The 22290-nt window shown below is 35.1% G+C and carries 27 protein-coding genes; 19 read left to right on the forward strand and 8 right to left on the reverse strand.

Going from position 1 to position 22290, the window contains the following annotated elements; translation table 11 throughout:
* Positions 1-6: 6 nt before the first annotated feature.
* The gene (locus DWQ18_03270) at positions 7-690 is read right to left on the reverse strand and encodes a hypothetical protein (GenBank protein RDJ33943.1); all 684 of its coding nucleotides are present in this window, start codon (positions 688-690) and stop codon (positions 7-9) included.
* Positions 687-1058, reverse strand: a complete 372-nt coding sequence (locus DWQ18_03275) for a hypothetical protein (protein RDJ34336.1) — start codon at positions 1056-1058, stop codon at positions 687-689. Before DWQ18_03275 ends, DWQ18_03270 begins: the two co-directional genes overlap by 4 nt.
* Before the next feature lie 167 nt (positions 1059-1225).
* Here DWQ18_03275 and DWQ18_03280 point away from each other — a divergent pair, with 167 nt between their 5' ends.
* Positions 1226-2221, forward strand: a complete 996-nt coding sequence (locus DWQ18_03280) for a response regulator (protein ID RDJ33944.1) — start codon at positions 1226-1228, stop codon at positions 2219-2221.
* Between the two features lie 4 nt (positions 2222-2225).
* Here DWQ18_03280 and DWQ18_03285 read toward each other — a convergent pair whose 3' ends face one another.
* Positions 2226-3053, reverse strand: coding sequence for a CBS domain-containing protein (locus DWQ18_03285; GenBank protein RDJ34337.1), 828 nt, complete (start codon positions 3051-3053; stop codon positions 2226-2228).
* A 120-nt stretch (positions 3054-3173) separates the two neighbouring features.
* Here DWQ18_03285 and DWQ18_03290 point away from each other — a divergent pair, with 120 nt between their 5' ends.
* From DWQ18_03290 to DWQ18_03300, 3 genes are read left to right on the forward strand one after another with little or no spacing between them, the layout of a single operon-like run.
* On the forward strand, positions 3174-3596 hold the full coding sequence (locus DWQ18_03290) for a universal stress protein (GenBank protein ID RDJ34338.1): 423 nt from the start codon (positions 3174-3176) through the stop codon (positions 3594-3596).
* Positions 3597-3602: 6 nt separating this feature from the next.
* Positions 3603-4052, forward strand: coding sequence for a CBS domain-containing protein (locus DWQ18_03295; GenBank protein RDJ33945.1), 450 nt, complete (start codon positions 3603-3605; stop codon positions 4050-4052).
* A gap of 57 nt (positions 4053-4109) precedes the next feature.
* Complete coding sequence (locus DWQ18_03300) at positions 4110-4937, forward strand: hypothetical protein (protein ID RDJ33946.1); 828 nt, start codon at positions 4110-4112, stop codon at positions 4935-4937.
* 12 nt (positions 4938-4949) lie between these two features.
* Here the strand turns inward: DWQ18_03300 and DWQ18_03305 are convergent, their stop codons facing one another.
* Positions 4950-5351: a hypothetical protein gene (locus DWQ18_03305; GenBank protein ID RDJ34339.1), complete on the reverse strand. Its 402-nt coding sequence runs from the start codon at positions 5349-5351 to the stop codon at positions 4950-4952.
* A 127-nt stretch (positions 5352-5478) separates the two neighbouring features.
* Between DWQ18_03305 and DWQ18_03310 the strand changes: the two genes are divergently transcribed.
* From DWQ18_03310 to DWQ18_03320, 3 genes are all read left to right on the forward strand, one after another.
* A complete protein-coding gene (locus DWQ18_03310; GenBank protein RDJ34340.1) occupies positions 5479-5952 on the forward strand; it encodes a universal stress protein in 474 nt (157 codons plus the stop codon).
* Positions 5953-6032: 80 nt separating this feature from the next.
* The gene (gene pstS, locus DWQ18_03315; protein ID RDJ33947.1) at positions 6033-7283 is read left to right on the forward strand and encodes a phosphate ABC transporter substrate-binding protein PstS; all 1251 of its coding nucleotides are present in this window, start codon (positions 6033-6035) and stop codon (positions 7281-7283) included.
* Positions 7284-7424: 141 nt separating this feature from the next.
* The gene (locus DWQ18_03320; protein ID RDJ33948.1) at positions 7425-8066 is read left to right on the forward strand and encodes a hypothetical protein; all 642 of its coding nucleotides are present in this window, start codon (positions 7425-7427) and stop codon (positions 8064-8066) included.
* Positions 8067-8080: 14 nt separating this feature from the next.
* Here DWQ18_03320 and DWQ18_03325 read toward each other — a convergent pair whose 3' ends face one another.
* A complete protein-coding gene (locus DWQ18_03325; GenBank protein ID RDJ33949.1) occupies positions 8081-9118 on the reverse strand; it encodes a phosphate uptake regulator PhoU in 1038 nt (345 codons plus the stop codon).
* Positions 9119-9245: 127 nt separating this feature from the next.
* Here DWQ18_03325 and pstC point away from each other — a divergent pair, with 127 nt between their 5' ends.
* The 6 genes from pstC to DWQ18_03355 all read left to right on the forward strand — a co-directional run bounded on the left by pstC (position 9246) and on the right by DWQ18_03355 (position 13843).
* Positions 9246-10217 (forward strand): phosphate ABC transporter permease subunit PstC, encoded by a 972-nt coding sequence (pstC, locus tag DWQ18_03330; protein RDJ33950.1) that lies wholly within the window; start codon positions 9246-9248, stop codon positions 10215-10217.
* Positions 10214-11140 carry a phosphate ABC transporter permease PtsA gene (gene pstA / locus DWQ18_03335; GenBank protein ID RDJ33951.1) on the forward strand — a complete coding sequence of 309 codons (927 nt, stop codon included), beginning with the start codon at positions 10214-10216 and terminating at the stop codon, positions 11138-11140. The genes pstC and pstA overlap by 4 nt, the downstream gene beginning before the upstream one ends.
* A gap of 83 nt (positions 11141-11223) precedes the next feature.
* The gene (gene pstB / locus DWQ18_03340) at positions 11224-11970 is read left to right on the forward strand and encodes a phosphate ABC transporter ATP-binding protein (GenBank protein ID RDJ34341.1); all 747 of its coding nucleotides are present in this window, start codon (positions 11224-11226) and stop codon (positions 11968-11970) included.
* Positions 11970-12641, forward strand: coding sequence for a phosphate uptake regulator PhoU (locus DWQ18_03345; protein RDJ33952.1), 672 nt, complete (start codon positions 11970-11972; stop codon positions 12639-12641). The genes pstB and DWQ18_03345 overlap by 1 nt, the downstream gene beginning before the upstream one ends.
* A 176-nt stretch (positions 12642-12817) precedes the next feature.
* Positions 12818-13096 (forward strand): hypothetical protein, encoded by a 279-nt coding sequence (locus tag DWQ18_03350; protein RDJ33953.1) that lies wholly within the window; start codon positions 12818-12820, stop codon positions 13094-13096.
* 438 nt (positions 13097-13534) lie between these two features.
* The gene (locus DWQ18_03355; GenBank protein RDJ33954.1) at positions 13535-13843 is read left to right on the forward strand and encodes a hypothetical protein; all 309 of its coding nucleotides are present in this window, start codon (positions 13535-13537) and stop codon (positions 13841-13843) included.
* Here DWQ18_03355 and corA read toward each other — a convergent pair.
* Complete coding sequence (corA, locus tag DWQ18_03360) at positions 13835-14896, reverse strand: magnesium and cobalt transport protein CorA (GenBank protein RDJ33955.1); 1062 nt, start codon at positions 14894-14896, stop codon at positions 13835-13837. The genes DWQ18_03355 and corA overlap by 9 nt on opposite strands.
* A gap of 485 nt (positions 14897-15381) precedes the next feature.
* On the opposite strand from corA, the gene DWQ18_03365 reads away from it, so the two are divergent.
* A complete protein-coding gene (locus DWQ18_03365; GenBank protein RDJ33956.1) occupies positions 15382-15690 on the forward strand; it encodes a hypothetical protein in 309 nt (102 codons plus the stop codon).
* Between the two features lie 60 nt (positions 15691-15750).
* Positions 15751-15951 (forward strand): hypothetical protein, encoded by a 201-nt coding sequence (locus DWQ18_03370; protein ID RDJ34342.1) that lies wholly within the window; start codon positions 15751-15753, stop codon positions 15949-15951.
* A gap of 64 nt (positions 15952-16015) precedes the next feature.
* Here DWQ18_03370 and DWQ18_03375 read toward each other — a convergent pair whose 3' ends face one another.
* Both DWQ18_03375 and DWQ18_03380 read right to left on the reverse strand, forming a co-directional pair.
* A complete protein-coding gene (locus DWQ18_03375; GenBank protein RDJ33957.1) occupies positions 16016-17434 on the reverse strand; it encodes an SLC13/DASS family transporter in 1419 nt (472 codons plus the stop codon).
* Between the two features lie 89 nt (positions 17435-17523).
* Positions 17524-17967 (reverse strand): universal stress protein, encoded by a 444-nt coding sequence (locus DWQ18_03380; protein RDJ33958.1) that lies wholly within the window; start codon positions 17965-17967, stop codon positions 17524-17526.
* A 165-nt stretch (positions 17968-18132) separates the two neighbouring features.
* On the opposite strand from DWQ18_03380, the gene DWQ18_03385 reads away from it, so the two are divergent.
* The 4 genes from DWQ18_03385 to DWQ18_03400 all read left to right on the forward strand — a co-directional run bounded on the left by DWQ18_03385 (position 18133) and on the right by DWQ18_03400 (position 22262).
* Positions 18133-18606 (forward strand): response regulator, encoded by a 474-nt coding sequence (locus DWQ18_03385; GenBank protein ID RDJ33959.1) that lies wholly within the window; start codon positions 18133-18135, stop codon positions 18604-18606.
* Between the two features lie 163 nt (positions 18607-18769).
* A complete protein-coding gene (locus tag DWQ18_03390) occupies positions 18770-19756 on the forward strand; it encodes a hypothetical protein (GenBank protein RDJ33960.1) in 987 nt (328 codons plus the stop codon).
* A gap of 170 nt (positions 19757-19926) precedes the next feature.
* On the forward strand, positions 19927-20823 hold the full coding sequence (locus tag DWQ18_03395; protein ID RDJ33961.1) for a cation diffusion facilitator family transporter: 897 nt from the start codon (positions 19927-19929) through the stop codon (positions 20821-20823).
* A gap of 272 nt (positions 20824-21095) precedes the next feature.
* Positions 21096-22262 (forward strand): cation:proton antiporter, encoded by a 1167-nt coding sequence (locus DWQ18_03400; protein RDJ33962.1) that lies wholly within the window; start codon positions 21096-21098, stop codon positions 22260-22262.
* Positions 22263-22290: the final 28 nt, after the last annotated feature.

The raw sequence follows: 22290 nt of genomic DNA on the forward strand, positions 1-22290 counted from the left end.
ATTTTTTTATTTTACAATAAGATGTAATCCATATCCTACAATATATGCAACAAATGCCGCACTTCCACCAATCAACAAAGTAAACAACCCTGAACTCCAGATTGATTTTTTGACTATTCTTCCTTTAATCATGCCTACTAGAAAAAAAGCAACTCCTGTAGATATCACTGAAGCCAAAAATGCCAACCCGTCAACTTGCCAATCTAAAATTAAAAAGAAAACAAATGGCAATAACGGAATCAATCCTATTACATTAAAGCCAAAGAATGTACTAAGAGCAGAATCAAGAGGTTTTTTATCATCATCAACAAGGCCCAGCTCTTCTCTCATCATAGTATCCACCCAAACCTTTCTTCTTGATGTGATCATTCTAACAATTTCTTCTAAAAGCTCATCCTTGAATCCTTTTTTTGAGTAAATATCCCTGATTTCCTGTCTCTCTTGTTCCTCCAAGTTATCAATTGACCACTCTTCCTTTTTTCTCATCATTGCAATGTACTCTTTGTGAGCCTTTGATGCTTGATAATTTGATACTGCCATCGAAAAACCATCCCCAAACAAATTTGCAAACCCTAGAATTAGTATAATGTTTGGCGATAATGACGCTCCCACTACTCCTGCAACAATTGCAAATGTGGTTACTGCGCCATCAATTGAACCATAAATAAAATCCTGAAAATGCCATCTCATGATTGACTCTCATTACAAGCCTGCACTATCTTTTGACCCATTTGATCAATATTGATGTCTTCTTCAAGTGATAGAAACAATACGTGTTTCTTAAAAGGAAGAGTCATTGTTACAACATTTTTTCTTCTTGCAGCAGCATATGATACTGGGCCCAAGTTCTCATCAAAGTCTTGTCTAGTCCTGACCCTTAGTACTGCTTCGATAAACATCTTTTTGCGCTCAGCGTCATCCTTTAGTGGTTCCACATCTTTTCTGAATCCTCCTGCAACAAGATTTCCCATGTAATCCAGAAAGCCTGCAAATCTAATGCTTCTGCTCTTTAGCAGTTTGTCACAGACTAACTGTAAATTTGACTTTGATTCTTCCATGTGATTCATACTTGTTTTTTTTAAATAAATACAAACTCACAATTTCCAGATATGATAATATGAAAATTTCCAAAATCATTAAAATCATCTAATATAGTTTGATAAAATTAGCTCGTTTATTGTGTAACCAATCCGCCATAAATAATCTAAAAAAATCAAAAGAGTGATTGTCTATCACCGATTCAAATGTTCTAATAATAGAGCACAGTATTCCCGTAAACTTACTACTCACACAGTATCTGAAAAGAATGGGGTTTTCCAAAATCCTTGTATGCGAAACGGCCGAATCGGGAATCAAGACATTTGAAGGATTGGCATTAGAAAAGCGAGATCCTATTGTCTTTCTTGGGTATCACTTACCAGATAATACTGCTGCTGGATTGATCTCCAAGCTATTTGCCATAGCACCTGACGTCAAAATTATAATTGAAACTTCGTTGGATAGGAAGGATCCAAAGATTAGGCAATTATTCTCAATGGGCGTATTTCATTATCTGCAAAAACCACTTCGCCTATCAAGCGTGAATCACGTTTTAGAAACCATTCAAAAAGAGGTTGATGAATTTAACAACATTGGAATTGATGGAAGACGAGTCTTAGAAATGCTACGTTCGTTAAAAAAGGCAAGCGTGGTTAGACTTGCAGAATACTGTAGCTACGACCCAAAATCTTTACTTCCATTTTTGAGAAGACAACAAGAAAAATCTGTCATTTACGAAGTAAGCAAGATTAGGGAAATTGGATGCAGAGACTGCAATTCTGTAAATAACATTTCTCTCTTTTCATGTGATTCATGTGATGGACAAAATTTTCGGAGGGATACCTTGATTGAGCACTATGATTGTGGAAACATCAGCACCCATGATACATACGATAACGAGCAATGCCCAAAGTGTAATAAAAGAATCAAAATTATTGGTGGTGATTATCGCGTAATGAATGACTTTTACATTTGCAATGAATGTGATCAACGATTTCAAATCCCACATCAGAATTTTATATGTAGTAAATGCGGTTCAAAATTTAGCCTTGATGAAGCAAACTGGATAGAATCCAAAGTATTTTGCTTTACTAACAATCAAAACGAAACAAAGCCATTTGAAGAACAATCAGAATTTAGCGAGATTGATACATCCGAAGATCTAACAATTATTCAAAAATGATATCTTAGTCAATAAACGCTAGTGCCTTGATAATGTCTGTTTTACTTAGCACTCCTATCAACGAACCGTTTTTCGACAATACTCCGACACCATGAATTCTGTTTTCATTTAAAACAGAACATGCTTTTGCAAGGTCATCATCATAGTTTACCGTGATGATTTCATCTTTCATTATCTCTTTTGCATTTGTAGTTCCTCCAAATCCTGTTTCGGATAGAAATCCCTTTCTTGCAAATACCACAGATATTGCAGGATCTGCATTATCAAGTACGTCTTTTTCTTGTCCTGCTAGCAGTGCTGTTCTAAATAGGTCCCTAAATGACAATACTCCGACAGGATTTTCATTATGATCACGAAGGATTACTCTTGAGATCTTCTCATCAATCATCTTTTTTACAATTATGTATAGAGGAGTGTCATCATATGCCCAGGCATAATATGGTGACATATACTCACCAACAATTTTTCTCTGGGAATAAGTTTCTTGAAAGTATCTTGCAAGGTCTGTTTTTGTTATGACTCCTATGATTTTTGTTCCATCTGAAACTCCAATTGAGCCAAATTGATTTTCGAGCATAAATTGAGCACATTCATTAATACTGGCTGATTTTTGAATTGATTTTAGTGGCTTTATGATCTCCTTGAGGGGTATTTGCTCAAGATTCCTATCTGTTGTATCTTTTAGAAGAAACAACCCAATGTCCTTTTGTGTAACAATCCCTGTGATGTTATCTTCATCCTCAACTAGCAGTCTACTGATTTTTTTATCAAGTAAAGCCCTGATTGCGTCATAGCAGTTTGCACTTTTTTTAATTGTGATAGGTGGTTTCATTAGATCATTAACTGTGGACAAGATGAACTGACATTTTTTTTACATTATAAAAAACACCAGCTGATTACCAGCTGTGAAATTTGCTGTCATCTTAATAATTGGGAATAATTGCATGATGTCATGGCAAATCAATTTAAGAAAATTCTAGTTCCTTTGGATGGTTCTAGTCAATCATTAAAGGCATTTGATAATGCACTAAACCTTGCAAGTCTTACCGATGGAGTAATTACTGGATTACATGTAATTCCACATGTACCTGCAGGTGGACCAAGAACAAAGGCATATGATAAGCAGCTTTTACAGGAAGGAAAAATTATCACACAAAATGCAAAAAAGATTGCAGACAAGAAAGGAATCAAATTTAATTCTAGAGTTGTACGAGGTTGGCCTGGTCTAGAAACAGTAAAGATTGCAAAGAGTGGAAAATATGATCATATAGTTATGAGTACAACAGGAACAGGTTCTGCAAAAGGTGACATGCTGGGAAGTGTCTCAAATTATGTTTTACACAAATCCCATATACCCGTGTACCTCATTAAATAACCGACATTGAGTACTGATTCCAAGTCAAATACAGTTCCTGTTAGGGAATTTATGATAAAGGAGATAATCACTGTTCAATCTTATGACACCATTAAAGACGTCTGCAAAAAAATGTACGCAAAAAATATCAGCTCTGCAATAATCATCAAAGATAACAAACCTTTTGGAATAGTAACATACACTGATATCGCAATTGCGGTAACAAATTTTGAAAAATCGCCCAACTTACAAATATCTGAAATAATGTCCTCAAAGCTAGTCTCTGTTGGTCCAGAAGAATCAATTCTTAGCGTCGCTGAAAAAATGACTAAAACTAATACACATCACATGCTTGTGCTGGAAAACGATAGTATCCTTGGAGTTATCTCCTCTGCAGACCTTGTAGTTATCCTATCCATGTTAGATGAGGACTATCTGTTTGAGAAGGTAAAGCGATATTTTCATTCTCAAGGTTAAATTCTGATTTAATCAAAGGTTATAATTTCACCCGATATCTGCCAATTGACCAAAAATATGTCACAAATACAAAGACGAAAAAAACCAGCCTTGATAGCAGCTAGCGTTAGTGTCATAGCTGCACTTGCAATTGGTCTCTATGCGGTTCCTGCATTAAGCACAGAAACCTCAGAACTAGTTGTAACGGCAAACAAAGACGAAGAAAAAGCAATTGAGATTGCCCAAAAATTTGTGCGCTCTAGTCCAACCTACTCTTTTGATGGAATTGATGGAACACTGGATCTTATTTCAGTGGATGTCCTGGAGTCACTTCCAGTTCAATACCACATTAAGGTTGCATTTGAATCCTCACAGGGTGGGTTTGGAAACAGAGATGGACAAATGCTTACACAAGTGATTACACCACATGTGATGAGCATCCTAGTAACTGAAGGACAAGTAATTTCTGCAGTTACTGATGAAACATGGGATGAGCTCAACCACCAATACATACTCAAAAAACTTCCATCAAGTAATGAACCCGTTCAATATTTTGATGGCATAGTTAATGACTATGTGACATTTCTTGAAGCAATTAACTCACGAGGTTTAACTTTTGAGCTAATCGAGACAGTTGATGACTCTTCATTTTCTGTCCCAATGAAAACACTCTCAATTAGTGGTATTGAAACACATGTCTATGAGTTTGAAACAGAACAAGATGCACAAATGGCAAGCAAAACAGTTTCTTCAGACGGCACCCAAATCGGCAATAATGTAATTCGCTGGATGGATACTCCGCACTTTTACACACAAGGCAAGATAATCGTCCTATACGTAGGACAGAATCCAGAGATAACGAGTTTGCTTGATTCATTACTTGGCAGTCAATTTGCCGGAATGTAAATCAGCAAAACTCTATTTTTTTATTTTATGAATTATTTTGAAGACTGTTTTTCCTATTTTGATCTGTTTTACAATCTTCAATGTTATCTTTAGTAACTTAAAACCAACAAAAATTGGCATTAAGACCAGCATGATAATCTCTAACCAGTATTTTCTTAGAAATTCTTTGGAGTTTCGCACCTTGAGATAACTAATGAACAACTCTACACTAAACAGGCCAACAATTGCCCAGAAGATCACATCTAAAATGAGAACGTAATTGTCTGTAATTGTCAAAAAGGGATGCTCTAAACCAATTGCCTTGTATTCTAGGTTTATCAGTCCTACAAGGTAAACTATTACAAGAACAAAGGCTGAATAACTAACAATATTTTTCACAGAATTTGGAACTTTACTCGGTTCGTTACCTTCCATTCTGAGTGTTTTCATGCAATGTCATATCTTTGTGTTGATCAAAAGGCTTGGTAAGCTTGAAAGCTTACTTCTATCAGATCTGATAAGCAAGGTATCTGTTTATTATCTAAACCTGTATCTGTTACTTATGTACAAAACCATTCTAGTACCTCACGCAGGAACTCCTGCAGGTGATGAAGCATTAAAACATGCAATTCATGCAGCAAAAGGAACTTCTGCAAAAATTATTCTACTGCATGTGGTTGAAGAGATACAGCACCCAATGACATTTGGTTTGGCTGAATCTGAAAGAAATCAGCTTCTATCTGGTATACGTGATGCAAACGAATCAATTCGGAAAGAAATGGGAAAAGAGATGGAAAAAAGAATCGCTAAATGCAAGGAGAGTAATGTTACTTGCGAAGTAAGAGTTCAGGTTGGTGATGCTGCAGAAAAGATTCTTGATGCTGTGGCAAATGACAATGTAGATCTAATTGTTATGGCAAAGAGAAGAAAACTCAAAGGAATGAAAAAACTTTTTTCACTAGGTAGTGTTTCAAGGAAAATCGTAGAAAACGTAACCTGTCCTGTCAATTTGATCGATATTGAATCACTAAAATGATTTTGATTTCTATATAGTATATAGAAAATACATAATCTATGCCTAACATTTGTAAATAAATCATAGAGTGACTTGAATTAATGAAAACAAAGACATCGTTGCTTATCCTAACGACTATCATAGCTTCAGTTTTGTTGCCACAAGCATATGCTGCAACACAGCCTGATGCTCCTGACCAATCAAAGCAATTTCAAATCAATGCTGCAGGTGCAACATTTCCATTTCCACTAATTGATCTATGGAGGGTAGAAATCAATAAAGAATTTCCAAATGTTAACCTCAATTATCAGTCCATTGGTAGTGGTGGGGGTGTTAAACAACACATCGAAAAAACTGTAAATTTTGCCGCCTCTGATGCACCACTAAAAAAATCAGAGAGTGATTTGGCTCCTGGAACATTACATATTCCAGAAGCAATTGGCGGTGTTGTAGTGGCATACAATATCCCAGAAGTTCCTAACAAAGGACTAAAGCTTACTGGTGATGAAATCGCAGACATTTACCTTGGCAAGATTACAAAATGGAATGATCCAAGAATTGCAGCACATAATTCTGGCTTAACACTTCCTAATGCTGAAATAATTGTAGCAAAGCGTTCTGATGGCTCTGGTACAACATTTGTGTTTACTGACTATCTGACAAAAGTTAGTTCAGAATTTGATGAAAAGGTTGGTAGCGGTAAAAGTGTTCCATGGCCTGTAGGTGTTGGAGCTGCTGGAAACGAAGGAGTCGCAGGAATTGTTAGAAGCACTCCGTATTCAATTGGTTACATAGAGCTTGCATACGCATTTCAAACTGGAATGTCATATGCATTTATTCAAAATGGAGACAAGACTGCATTCATAGAGCCAACGTTGGATACTATATCTGCTGCATCAGCTGGTGTTGCAAAGAGTTTGCCCTCTCCCGCTGGAGATTGGAGTAAAGTTACTCTAGTAAATGCACCTGGTAAAAATTCGTATCCTATTGCAAGCTTTACGTATCTGCTAGTCTATGATGATATTTCAAAGACTACAAAATCTCTTGAAGAGGCTAAAGCCGTAATTCATATGATACACTGGATGATTACTGATGGACAAAGTTTCTCGCCCTCATTACTGTATGTTCCATTGTCTGACTCTGTTGTGGAATTAGGAAAGCAAGGACTAGCTATGGTAAAATACAAAGATACTAAACTCTTTGATTATCAAGCTGCACAAGCAAAAAGCTCACTTGAAATTCCTGAATGGATTAAGAACGTAGCAAAGCTATGGGCTGATGGAGAAATATCAAATGAAGAATATGTTGCAAGTATTCAGTATTTGATATCACAAGGAATAATCAAAATTTAATTTTATTATTTTTTTAATTTTTATTTATTTTTTCCAGCTTCTTGTTTTCACTATATAGAACTATGAATTAATGTAACACTTTGTTCTTTACAAAAAAAATGATCACACAAGTTATTATGAAAAATTCTTTTATTGTACTCAATGACTTCAATCAAAACAAAAGCAATAACTCTTAGTGTTGCAGCAATTCTTTCTGTAACTATGATTGCAGGATTTCAATTAAATGAAATCGTTGCAGAAAAAGGAGAAGACAAAGGATACACATTTGCTGAAGGAACACAACTTTTAGCTGTTTTTACATACAAAAACGGTATTGAAGAACAGGTTTCTTTTGAGGCAATTAATCAAATGCAATCCTTTGATAACACAAAGCCTCCGATCTTTAAGCTAGAAAAAATTGTGAGTGATAACTCTCCTTATCTGTACAAGCACGCTGATGAATTTCACAATCTTGTAGGCCAAAGTAATACTAGATCAGAAGAATCAAACAAGATGGATATTGACGTATTGTTCATAAAACATGATGATGTTGTACGCTCATTTTCTTATCAAACCTGTAAAATCACTGACTACAAGATAGAGACTCTATATGACAAAGAGGAAGGTTGGAATTCTGACAAAGGATTTGCCCACCTGGAACAATTTGAGTTTTCATGCTATGACTATTCTCCAGTAAATCCTGTCTATGAGATAATCACAAATGGTCATCCTGTAGCCAAGACTAAGAGTAGTGTAGAGTATCAAAAGGAACAAACCCTTAGGGAACAACTATACAATCAATAATTTTTTTTCTTTTTTTATTTTGATATTACACTATTGATGTTCTCATCAATAACAACTTCGACAATATCTCTTGTGTATTCTGCAATTCTTCTAATATCTTCTAAAATCAATTTTGTAGTGGCATTATTTGGATCAGAGTCACTTAGATTTTTCATTATCATTTTTTCTTTTTCAATGATATTTTGAATGTTTGATGCAATATTTTCTGCCTTTTCATAATCTCTTTTAATTAACGTTTGAATAGATTCTTCAAAAACTTTAACTGATGCTTCACTTGCTTCTGCAATTTCTTTTAGTGTTTTAGTATTTAATGGGCCCTCAAGAAATTTTATCTTTTTTGCAATCAATGCAGCATGATCTGCAATTCTTTCTACACATTTTACAACAGTTCTATGTCCTATGCACTCTGCAGGATTTTCTAATCCGGAGTCATATAACACTTGGACGTCTTGTAAAGCTAAATTAAGATTTCTTCTCATGTATAAGCTAAATCTATCTACCTCATCATCCATTTTGATAATCTCTTGTGCGTATCCTAAATCTTGATTTTTTAATGCATCCATTACTTCACGATGCATATTTGATGTAGTATCATACATTCTGTTTAATGCGATTCCAAACGATAACTGTGAGAGTCTAGTTAGTACTTGAAGAGTAATCTTTTCAGAGCTAGATTCAATTATTTCAGTACCGATAAGAGTATTTCTTACTAATTCTGTTATGACTTTTGAATGTGTTATCGGAATTTTTATTCCTCTTGTTTTTATTTGTATGATGTTATATCCAGAAAGATACATTGCAATAATTTTTCTTCTAATTGATTCTGTGGAGTCATCTTTACCAATAAACACTATTGGTTGACTAGATTCTTTGTTAATTCCCTCCTCTTGGTATATTGTAATGGAATTGTTGGGATTTTTTACAAGGGAAACTGTGCTGTTTTGTTTAAGATTCATTTCTATGATCCAATTTTTTGGAAGAGAAACGACATATGTTGAACCTCCGACAATTTGTAATCTTCGTGTTTGTTTCCCATTGTTTGTCTTTTGCAATTGATTAATGATTAGTTACTCTGATTATACTGTTTTAGAACATATTCTATATAGAACTATATTCTGTTCATATTCTATGTAATTTATGGCCGTTTTTTAGATAACTCATGTTTTGACGCTTTAATTTGTGGCTAAAGTCGTAAGTAATCCCCCAAAAAGGAGACTAAATACAGATAAAATTTTCAAAATTGGCGCTACCATAGCTGGAGTCTATGTTTTAGTAATTATTGCATTGATGATCTTTCAACTTACTGCAGAATCGTATCCTATATGGGAGGAAGAAGGCTTTTCATTTGTTACTAGCACTGATTGGAATGCCGTAGAAGGAAGAGAATCATTTGGAGCGTTGCCGTATATTTTAGGAACACTAGTTACAGCAGCACTCGCAATGGCAATTGGAGTTCCACTTAGTATTGGAATTGCAATGTTCATTTCAGACGCACCTCCAAAAATTGGAAATCCTTTGGGCTTTGTTGTAGAATTGCTTGCAGCAGTGCCAAGTGTAATTTACGGTTTGTGGGGACTTTTTGTATTTAGAGAATATTTTCGTGATTTTATTGAAAAACCATTGCACTCAGCATTTGGTGACACTATTTGGTTTTTTTCAGGTACTCCATTTGGTTTGGATATCTTTACTGCAAGTATAATTTTAGCAATAATGATCATTCCTACCGTATCTGCAGTGTCTAGAGAAATAATGAAGGCAGTACCACAACAGCAAAAGGAAGCAGCATACATGCTTGGTGCAACAAAATGGGAGATGTTCAAACTTGCTGTATTCCCATATGCAAAAACAGGATTAATCGGTGCATCAATTTTAGGACTGGGAAGAGCAGTTGGCGAGACAATGGCTGTAACAATGTTAATTGGTAATGCAACAGGATTAAGTGCAATTCCATCTTCATTATTCAAACCAAGTCAAACCATGTCAAGTATTATTGCAAATGAATTTGTAGAAGCATCCCCGGCATCATTACATCTTCCTGCATTAATTGGAATTGCCCTCGTTCTTTTGGGAATTGCAATTTGTATCAATATTGTAGCACACATTCTTGTATCGCGAATGTTAAAAATCAAAGAGGGAGCTATTAACAATTGACTAGCATACAACGAAGACAAGAGTATAGAACTCTCTTTAAACAAAATGTTGAACGCAGATTAATTGTTGATAAAATTGTAAGATTGATAGTTATCGCGTGTGTTATTACTGCTATAGTTCCACTTGGCAGCATACTGCTTGAAGTTTTTAAAAATGGTGCAGCAGCTATTAGCATAGAATTTCTTACTCAAGTTCCAGGTTCCATAGGTACTGGGGATGGCGGTATTGGACCTGCAATTCAGGGTACTTTGATAATTATTGGCATGGCAAGCCTAATTGGCGTACCAATAGGTGTTCTCTCAGGTGTATTCTTGTCTGAATTTGGAGATAATCGTTTGGCAAAATCTATTCGATTTTTTAATGATGTGTTTATGGAATTTCCATCTATTGTTCTCGGTATTTTTGCCTTTTTGGTTATAGTGTTGGTACTAGGTCACTTTTCAGTATGGGCTGGTGCATTTGCATTATCCCTTATCATGTTTCCAATAGTAGCTAGAACCACTGAAGAATCACTCAAAATGGTTCCAGTGACATACCGTGAAGCTGGTATGGCGTTAGGACTGAAAAGATGGGTTGTCATCATGAGAATTGTTTTATCAGCTGCAAAAAGTGGATTGGTAACCGGCGTCTTGTTATCTGTCTCTCGAATCGGAGGGGAAACTGCTCCATTAATCATGACAATTCTCGGAAGCAGTCAATTCTTCAGTGACTTTGATACACCTATGGATGCACTACCTCTAAGAATATGGCGTCTTTCTTTACTTCCATATGATAGCGCACAGCTACAGGGTTGGGGAGCAGCACTTGTTTTGATTTTGATTATTCTTGCAGTAAATGTTGGTGTTCGATACTTTGTTCTAAATAAACAAGGTGGAGGCCTAGTTGGAAGATTGATCAAACAGGATAGAGGTGTAAAACAATGAGTACATTGACTACGAAAGCAACAAACTCAGAAGCAAAAAAATCAACTTCAAAACATATTGATGAATCAAATGAAAAATTCAAAATGATTGCTGAAAATGTTACGATCAGTTACAGTGGAATTGCTGCAGTAAAAAACATCACAATGAAGTTTAAAGAAAAATCTGTAACTGCATTAATTGGACCTTCCGGATGTGGAAAGACTACTTTCCTGAGATGCTTAAACAGAATGCATGACATGACAAAAAATGCCAAAGTTGTAGGCAAAGTAATGATTGATGGAATTGATCTGTATTCTAAGAATATCGACCCAATTTATCATAGGCGAAAAGTTGGAATGGTTTTTCAAAAGCCAAATCCGTTTCCTACAATGTCAATTTATGATAATGTCACAGCAGGTCTTCGATTAAATGGCGTAAAAGACAAAAAAATTCTAGAAGAAATTGTAGAGGATTCTCTAAAAATGGCCTATCTTTGGGATGAGGTCAAAGACAATCTCAAAAAGCCTGCAATAGAGCTCTCCGGAGGACAACAACAAAGATTATGCATCGCTAGAGCACTAGCTATTCAGCCTGAAGTACTCTTGATGGATGAGCCTGCATCTGCCCTTGACCCTATAGCCACTCAGAAAATTGAAGAAACTATTACTGAATTAAAGAAGGAATTTACGATAATTATCGTTACCCATAACATGCAACAAGCCGTACGCGTTTCTGATTATACTGGTTTCATGTATCTTGGTGATTTGATAGAATTTAGAGAAACAAAGAAGCTTTTCACTGATCCAAAAAATGAATTAACCGCAAAATATGTTCAGGGGCAGTTTGGTTAATGCCGCGTCTAATTGATCCTTCACTTGAAAAATTATCTCTGATAATGTCAGAGATGGGGGATATGGCAATTGAATGCATATCTCTTGCAGTTGATTCGTATCTTGAAGGAAAAAATACTACAGATAAGGTTAGAGCACTATCTGATTCAATTCGTAACAAATACTTTGAAGTTGAAGATTTGATCTTTGATATGTTACTAAAGTATCAGCCAGTAGCTGATGACTTTAGATTGATTCGCTCCTCTACTGAAATTTCCTATGCGTTTTCAAGATTTGGAAGATATGCATATGATATTACACAAGTTCGAGATTTGTTTGGTGATATCTCTGAATGCACAAACGCATCACTGTTTGAAATTACAAAAAAAGTAAAACACATGATAAAAGAAGCCGTTTTGTCATTTGCAGAGCTTGATGTTAGAAAAGCAGTCAAGATTCAGGAAGACGAAGCTTTCATAGATAAAATCTACAAAGAGAGATTACCAAAATTAATTGAATCAGAAAATACAAAATGTGCTTTAGCTGAAGCTCTTCTATTGCGATACCTAGAGCGAATAGGTGATCATGCTGTGTTTATGAGTGATGCAATAAACTACATCGTTACTGGAAAGCACAAGCCTAGTGAGCAGCGAATTGCTGATCACACAAAAGATTCTAAACCAACTTTGTGATTGTAGTTCTTTATGTCAATAACCTATAGAGTTAATGATAACATAATTACTGCAAGTATTGAAATTCCGTAAATTCCATAGTATGCTTTTTTGTGACGTGGTAGCGTTTGCTCTAGTTTTTGTTTAATCTGATACATCATTACACCTCCTAAGTGAATTATGCGAGAACATTGTGAATGCCAATTCGTCATTCCTGTCTGGTCTGGGAAAAAGCTGTTCTCGCATTTGTTATGTACGTAATCCTAGATCATAAATTCTGGTCAGCTATACAGCTTACCAAAATCTATCTAATTCTTCTGTGTAGCATATGTATGAACACTCAAAACACATGGAACAAAATGGTTCACGCCCCATTCAAAAAGGTCGTAAAGTTTGACCTCATCTGCATGGCATTAGGTGCAGTTATGGGAATGGGTGCAGGAGCATATTTTGTTGCTAGCGGTTTATTTGGCTAGCAACAATATTTTTTTTAAAACACGTACAAAACCCAGATTATCAGGATATCTCAACAGAACACTTTGTTGAACATACTGGGGAATCAAACATGCTTTGAAATTCCCTGCCACAATGAACACACTTTCTAAAATTCACTCTATAATTATGTCCTCATGTTACTTAAATCCACGGTAAAAGGTCTATTGTTATTACAAAATTTTAGAATCAGAATCGGAAAAATTTTTTAATTTTGGAGCAAAACTGTATCTCCAACTTATATTACTATGATGATTAGGTTACGCATGGTACAGCTTCAAATTTCAAATGAGACGATGAAACGTATGGAGAAGATTACTGGCATAAATCACGCACGCGATGGGGATTTTCTTGTCAACGAACTCATTGACGTTTTAGAAAAAAAGATTCGAGAAAAATACTAGGTCATATTATTCCAAGACATGAATGATCAAGAATTTTTAGAATACATCAAGTATGATCTAAAAAGAATTGAAAGTGATCTAAATGGATTCTTGGAAGTTTACTACCCGATGCTGAGAAGCTCATGGAACCCAAAAAATGAGTCTGATTTTATCCTTGGATGGATTCTTGGAAGCAAGGAAGGTGAGTACTCAGAAGGGTATCGCAAAAAGTATGGACAAGCTTGGGGACAAGAGTTTCTTTTTCTAGTGCATCAGGAAATTAGAAGCAAAAAAAGCATTCTGGAAAAAGAGATTACAAAATACTTGGAAGAAAAATCCTCAAAGTAATTTCTTTTTCTTAAAATAAACAATCATGGAAACACCTATTCCAATCATAACTCCAAGCACAATTGGATATCCAAAGGGTGATGATAACTCTGGCATAAACTCAAAGTTCATACCATACACTCCTGCCAAAAACGTCACTGGAATGAATATGGTTGCAATCAATGCTAATATCTTCATTGCATCGTTTGTCTTTTGATTTAGAACTGATAGGTAAAGATTGTTCATTGTAGAAAGCTTGTTGTTTGTAGCATCAATAGTATCTGTTATCTGAATAATGTGATCACTGAGGTCTCTAAAGAAAATTGCACTGGATGTGGAAATGAGTGGAGTTTTGAGATGCTCTAGTGTAGGAATAAACTTGCGAAGCGGTTGAAGAGATTTTTGGATAACTAACATCTCGTCTTGCATTTTATGTAGTGTGTTGAGGTAAACTTGCTTTGGATTTTGAACAATCTTCTTTTCTAAATCTTCTATTTTTTCTCCCATATTTTCAAGTACTATGAAATAATTATCTACAATTGCATCTAGTAACGCATACATAAGATAGTCTGACTTGCTTTCCCTCATTGTTTTTCTGCCTTCTCTTATTCTTACGCACACTGGTTCAAAGACATCATCTGCAGATTCCATAAATGATAGAATGTAGTTTTTACCACAAACTATGCTAATGTGTTCCATCTCAAGCTCGCTATTAGAATTCTTAAACTCAAACATCTTTAGTGCAACAAAGATAAACTCATCATAATCTTCTACCTTTGGATGCTGGTCTGTATTTGCAATGTCTTCTAAAACTAGTGGATGTATTCCAAGACGCATTCCTATTTTTTCGATAGATTTAACCTCATGTAATCCGACAATGTTGACCCATGTGATGGTTGGATTCTCAAAAAATGGAAAAGACTCTTCAATGGTTTTGACTTCTTTTTCTAATAACTCTTTTTTATCAAAATCTACAATCTGAATTTTTGTAACATCTGTTTTTTTGCCAAGATGAGTGATTGTACCTGGGGCACTGCCTGGTTTTCTGCCTGATTTTTTGAAAAGCTTAACCATGCTCTGACTGATTACTCTAATTGATAATTAAAGTAACCTGCAAATAGGTCAAAATCTAGACACAACAAAAATTGATAATTACACAAATAGAATTGAAATCAAAATTAATTAATGCTAAATAAAAAACGAAATCATGGATGATACCAATAAAGCCATAGGAATATGCCTTATCTTCCTTGTTGCTATAGTTACTGGATATTCCCTCTTGGGATTATAGTTATTGAAATCTCGTGGGTTATTCTAATCAACTGCTACTTTTTTGGCAAATTTACCAAAAATAGGCATGCCACAATTTCTTAGTTATTCCTAATACTTTATCAGTTCTAGTTATTTCATGTATGAAAATAAAATAAAAACAGAATATTCTGTTAGAAAAGCATGGGATAAGCTAGAAGGCATTCCACTAGAAGAGATTGAACACTTTGATAATTTTATGAAAGATTATCAAAGTACAAGAAAAAACAAGTAGCTATACGGTGACCATTTTGAAAAAGATTCTCTTGACCTCTACGGCAATGATTCTTGCACTGTCCTTGGTTTTTCCCACTTTTAATGCCTGGGCATATCTCATTACTCCAGATGGTTTTCTTGTAATGAAAAAAAGTAAAGGAGTTACTACCAATGATTTTGGGAAGAAAACTTACCATAAGGTATGCGGCAGTGAGGTCTGTAAGGAAGAAATTGTTAATCAAACTGAAAAGTCATTAAAAAATGAACAAATAAAAAATATCAAAAAGATTACAGCAAGTGACAAAGCAGCAGAATTCATGAAGGTGTATTACCGATTAAAGTAAAACTTTGTACATCTACTCTTTTATCTTCGATTGTTCATGATTGAGTCAAAGAACATGGAAATGGAAGCAGATGAAATTTGTGAGTTTTGTACCAAACCACGGGCAGATCATGATTCAGAAGAAAAACAAAACTGTTCAAGAAATCTTATTGAGATGGGAATAATGCGATACTGTGGTCTTTGTGGTGTATCAAAACCTGCAAAGGGCTCCCATGACAGATGTGGAAAATGCGGAGAAAAATACTCTTTCATTAACCATTGACGATAAATATGATGTATCTAGTGGTTGACGCATGTGTAAAATTAAGATTAAAGATGTGCTAAATTTAGATTAGAATTTTACTGGAGATACATATCGTGACTCCAGAAATTAATGCAATTGCAATCATGTTTAGGACTATGCCATGTTTGATCATTGCCTTTATTGGAATCTGTGCTTTTTCATAAATTAGAGCATTTGGAGGTGTACCCATCGGGAGCAAAAAGGCAAATGATGTTGCAACGGTAATTGCAAACAATACTGGTAATGGCGACCATCCATTTAGCATCGCCATAGTTCCCACAATTGGAATGAAAATTGCTGCTGTAGCTGTGTTAGATTTTACATTAGTTAGAAACATAATCATTGCAACTAGAATTATAATTATTAACTCAAATGGGTAGTTGCTGACAAATGACAATGAATGGGCAATCCAATCTGCTAATCCAGAATCCACAAATGCTAAGGATAATGCAAATCCACCCCCTAGCAAGAATAACAAACCAAATGGAAGTCTTTCAATTCCTGCCCAATTCATCAAACTCTCAGAGCGAGTTTTTGGTAAAATAAAAAGTGATATTCCTCCCAAAATTGCAATTACTGAATTTGTAATCAATGAACCTTCTGATTGCCACAACGGGATTGTAAACATTAGCAATAACACTCCTAAAAGAACTCCAAGTACAGTTTTTTGCTCTACTGTGATCTTTCCTATTTGGGATTTTTCTAATAGTATAGTGTGCCTAATTTCTGATGTAATTTGGGGAGATCCTTTTCCAATTTGTGAATTCATGTACATGCCACAAAGCACCAACATTGAAAATGCTAAGGGAGTTCCAAGCATAGACCATTCTGCAAATGTAACTCTATGAGAGAACATCTCCATAACGGTTGCCGCATAAAGTAGATTTGGCGGGGCTCCAATTAAAGTGGCCACACTACCAATTGAAGACGAATATGCTATAGACAACATGAAAACAACTTTGAACTTTGTTGTTACAAAATTTGTTTTCGCTAAAGATGATAAAATAATCCCTGCAATTGGCAATAATATCAAAACAACTGTGGTGCTCATTACAACTGTAGAAATTAACGCAGTTGTTATCATAAAGCCCCAGACTATTCGCCTTGGAGAATATCCAAATACTGAAATTAATTCAAATGCAATTTTTTTATGCAGACCTGATTTTTCAATTGAAAGTGCTATCATGAACATTCCAAGTAACAAGACAATGATTGGATGCATATACTCTGATGCAATTTGCTTTACGGGTAGTACTCCTAGCAGAGGAATTAATCCTAGTGGAAGTAGTGCGGTTGCATAAACCGGAATGGCCTCAGTTATCCACCATACAATCATCCATACGGAAATAGCCAATACTGGCTTTGCAGTTTCTGGCATTCCTTCGGGTGTGGGGATTAGTAAAATTATAAAAAACAGCAGTGGACCTAAAATCATCCCTGCAATTTTCAGATTAAAATTCATTCGATTTTCCTTGTTTGATGCGTTGGCCTCATTTTAGATCTTGTTTACAAATTATGTGTTTTTGAAATTCAATTCTAATTGGTTTACGTTCAGCGTTTTTTTGGTTTTTTTACTATCATAACTGGACAATTTGATTTTGTTATGATTCCAGACGCTATACTTCCTAGAACCAATTTTTTAAATCCGGATCTTCCATGTGAGCCCATAACAATCAAATCTACATTGTTTGATTCAGCATAGGCGAGGATTCCATCTATTGATGATGAATGATGTATGATCTTCACTGAAATCTCTATTTCTTCCATCTTCTTTGCATCCTTCATTTTGTTAAGACCATCTTTTGCCTTTGATTCTGCTTCATCATGGGCTTCCTGTGCCCTAGAAAACGACATCCCCGATGTGTCTGTATCGCTTCCAAGAACAGTAATCAATGTTACTTTTGAATCAAATTTCTTTGCAATCTCGATTGCTTTCTCAAATGCTAAATCTGCAAAATTTGTAAAATCATAGGGAACCAAAATGTGTGATATCATACATTAACCAATTTGAGATTCAAATATTAAGATTGATTAAAAAATCACGAATGATAATCTGAATTTTTGTCTTTTGGCAAAAACTTTAGGCAAAATATGAAAATATTACTTGTGTATTTTAAACATCTATTTTCTTATCTACCAAAAATTCTAAAATTTTCTTAAATGAAGTTTAAGGAAGGGTTTTTTAGAATTTTGATAGTGGATGATAGTCTTTCAATGCGGCAACTGCTTCACAAATTAATAGATATGAACGATATTACTCCCTATGTTTTTGATGCAAAAAATGGCAAAGAAGCATTAACTAAATTCCAGAAAATTCTACCAGATCTAGTTCTACTTGATTTACAAATGCCTGAGATGGATGGAATCACGACATTAAGACTAATGAAAAAAATGGATCCATCCGTTAAAGTAATGATGATGAGTCTGTCTGGTTCTAAAAATGATACACAGGATGCGATAAAATACGGGGCATGTGATTTTCTTCTAAAGCCATTTGATAGAAACGAATTTGCATTCAAAGTAATAAAAAATCTAAGAGAAAAGGCAAACGAGGACAAAATAACTGAATTACAAAATACCACCGAAATGTTAGATGAAAAATTTTCCAAAATGTCTAAAATGATAAAAAAATAAAAATTTCCTTTTTAATTCAAACCATTGCTTACCTTGTTTTCCACCTTGCCTATCTTTTGGGATAAAACTAGATAGACTGCTTAAAAAATGAGTGATACCTGTCCTCAATTCTTCTCAATATGTCTAAATACATGGTATCATCTTGGACATCGATTAAGCCTACATGGAAGCAAGTACCGCTCCAACGAGTTTATGGATTATCTTCATTGCCATAGTCAGTGTAACTCTTTCAATAGATCTTTTTTCAGACCACTTTCATAGATTCTTTAAAAGAAAAAAACTACAAGATGGCAAAACATCACAGCCATTTTTGACTGACTCTATATGGACAATCATCTGGATTGGACTTGGTGGCATCTTTGCAGTTTTGATTTATTTTGTAATGGGTTCTCAAAAAGCAATAGAATACGCTACAGGTTATGCCCTAGAAAAATCACTCAGTGTTGATAACATGCTTGTCTTTGTTTTGATATTTACATCCCTAGGAATTTCCCACATTCATCAACATCGTGTTTTGATGTGGGGTATAATCGGTGCAATTGTAATGAGAATTGGTTTTATTCTTGCCGGTGTATCTTTACTGGAATCTTTTCATTGGATGGTGTATGTGCTTGGGGCAGTTCTGATTTTTACTAGCATTAGAATGATTACAAAAAAAGAAAAGGAAAAGTTAGAGATTGAAAAAAGCATTGTAGTAAGAATTTTAAATAAATTTACATCCGTTGATTCCACATCAAATGATCACAGATTCATCAAGAGAGTTAATGGCAAGTTTGTCGTCACCCCTCTCTTAGTTGCTTTATTGTCAGTAGAGATGACAGACCTTGTATTTGCACTGGATTCAATTCCCGCAGTTCTTTCAATTACACGGGACTCTTTTATCATAATTTCCTCAAATATTTTTGCTATACTAGGTCTTCGAAGTCTGTACTTTGTTGTTGGCTCTGGAATTGAAAAACTGTATTATCTAAAGTATGGCTTGACAATCATACTTGGATTTATTGGAGTAAAAATGCTCCTTTCTGAATTTATTCATATTGAGGTCATACATTCATTGGTTGTGGTTTTTTCACTTTTGGGAGTTACCTTTACTGCATCAATTATCCGAGCAAGAAAACAAAAAAATGAGAAACAAGAAAAATTAACTTAACCTGTTATTTAGAAATTCTGGGATGTTTTTTGATGTTTTTCTAACCTAGTATGCTGAGTGTTAAAACTCCCGACAAATTAGGTTTAAGCACAACCGCGCAATATTCTAAAATCTGAATCAATTAAGTATAATAGACGAATTCTGATGGGTCCCAATAACGTTAATCATTTATGAATAATTTTAAATCCATACATTTGGACAAGTCCAAAGCATTTGAAGAGGCACGAAAAATAGCCTGGGGCTCAATATGGGTTCTGGCGGGTATTGGCGTTGCAGAAATTCTCATTTCTACGTTTACTGGCAGTTTGACACTTTTTGCCGATGGACTTGATTCTATTGCAGATGGTCTAGTCTCATTTATTGTCTGGTTTGGAATTAGAATGATTCACAGACCTCGTTCTGATAGTTTTCATTTTGGATATGCAAAAATCGAAAGTCTAGCTGCATTCATTGCTGCAATAGCTATTCTGATCTTAGGTGCATTCATTGTGTACCATGCATATGAGAGAATCATTCATCCATCTGAAACCACCAATCCAGAAATTACAATGGTTACCCTTTTGGCAGCAGGAAGCATTTCTCTATATCGTGCATTTCAAGTTAGAAGAGTAGCAAAAAAATTCAATCTTGTCTCATTAACACTTGATGCAAAAAATTCCATAAAAGATGGTAGCGCATCATTTGTTGGTTTTGGAAGTGTCTTACTTGGATACTTTGGAATCCAATACATGGATGCAATTGGAGGAATAATCATAGCCGGTTACATCTTTTACATGGCATATACTGCAATCAAGGAATCTTCACTTGTCTTACTTGATGCTGTCAAAGACCCTGACTTGCATGATGAAATCAAAGAACACATTACAACAAGTTTCAACGTTGATGTACAAGATGTCCAAATTCGGCCACTAGGTCACGGCTCTTATGCTCAAATACATGTGATTTTAGATCAAAAAATGACTTTGGATAATGTCTATGAAATTGTAGAGAAAATAAAATCATCAGTTGCAGAAAAATTCAGCATTGATGAAATAGTTATAGAGCCAACTCCAAAGAGTGGCTCTTAAAATCAAAATCATTCTTGACACATTTCTAAATTATACAATACTAGTTCGACTAACTTTTATGCATAGATTGACTGAGTTTTCTCTTAACTAAACCACTGATTGAGTCAAAATTTAGCAGCAATGTTTCTGAGTCAACACCACAAATGATGTACTTTATGATGATGAATTTTGAGTTAAGATGCTTGGCATACTAAAAAAATACTGACTTTGGCAAAGAGTTTTGACTAGATATCCCAATAATCTGCTGCCAGAAAGAAGCAAAAAGAGTCATCTTGGAGATTGGGGCAGAATTAATAGGAGATTTAGGGTATCTGCTGATTATATCTGCCGGTGTCGGCATTGTTGCCTACCTATTAAGACAACCACTGGTATTGGGATTTTTAGTTGCAGGAATTCTGATTGGACCATTTGGCCCATTTAGCCTGATAGATGACGTTTCAATACTTCATAATTTCTCTGACATTGCAATTGTCTTGCTTTTATTTGGTGTAGGGCTAACTTTTCCGATATCCCAATTTCGATCAATTGGAAAGATTGGCAGTGTAATTGCAATAATCGAAGTAGCTGTAATGTTAGCTATTGGTTTTGGAGTGGCACAAGCATTTGGTTGGTCAATAATTGACTCTATGTTTTTAGCAGCAGCGTTATCAATTAGCTCAACTGCAATAATTGTTAAAGTCTTAGAAGAGATGGATGTTGTACAGGAACCCTCATCCCAACTCATAATCGGAATACTGATAATTGAGGATTTGATTGCAGCCGTACTCATTTCTATGCTACATTCTACCATCTTGCTAGATACTTTCAGCCTTGATAACACGCTTTGGTTGATAGCTCAAATTGGTATGTTCATTGGACTAACGGCCTTAATTGGGTGTCTTTCTATTCCGAAATTGTTTTCTTTTCTTTCTAACTTTGAACGATACGAGTTTATGATATTAGCAGCTTTGGGATTGGCATTTGGTTTGTCATATTTGTCATATAGTTTGGGATTCTCAGCTGCTACTGGGGCATTTCTTGCTGGTGTAATATTAGCTGGCACAAGATTTTCTGATGATATTTCTACCCTCATAGCCCCAACAAGAGAAATTTTCGTTGCAATATTTTTTGTTACTATCGGTGCATTAATGGACGTACAAATAATTACACAATATTGGATTCCAATTGTGATAATCACAATAGTAACAATAATTGGAAAAACAGTTGCAACATATGCAGGTGTAAGGCTTTTCAGACTAGGTAGTCATAATGCTCTAGGAATTGGTCTATCGATGGCACAGCTAGGGGAATTTTCATTTATTGTATTAAAAGTAGGTCAAGATATGGGTGCAATTAGTGCGTTTTTGTTCCCAATTGTAGGAACTGTTGTAATATTGACTACCTTCTTAGCACCATTTTTGATTAAGAAGGGAACAAAAATGATGGTTGATATTTTTTAAATTATTTCACAACGTCACATGGAAAACA

Source organism: Thermoproteota archaeon (assembly GCA_003352285.1).
Lineage (GTDB): Archaea > Thermoproteota > Nitrososphaeria > Nitrososphaerales > Nitrosopumilaceae > PXYB01.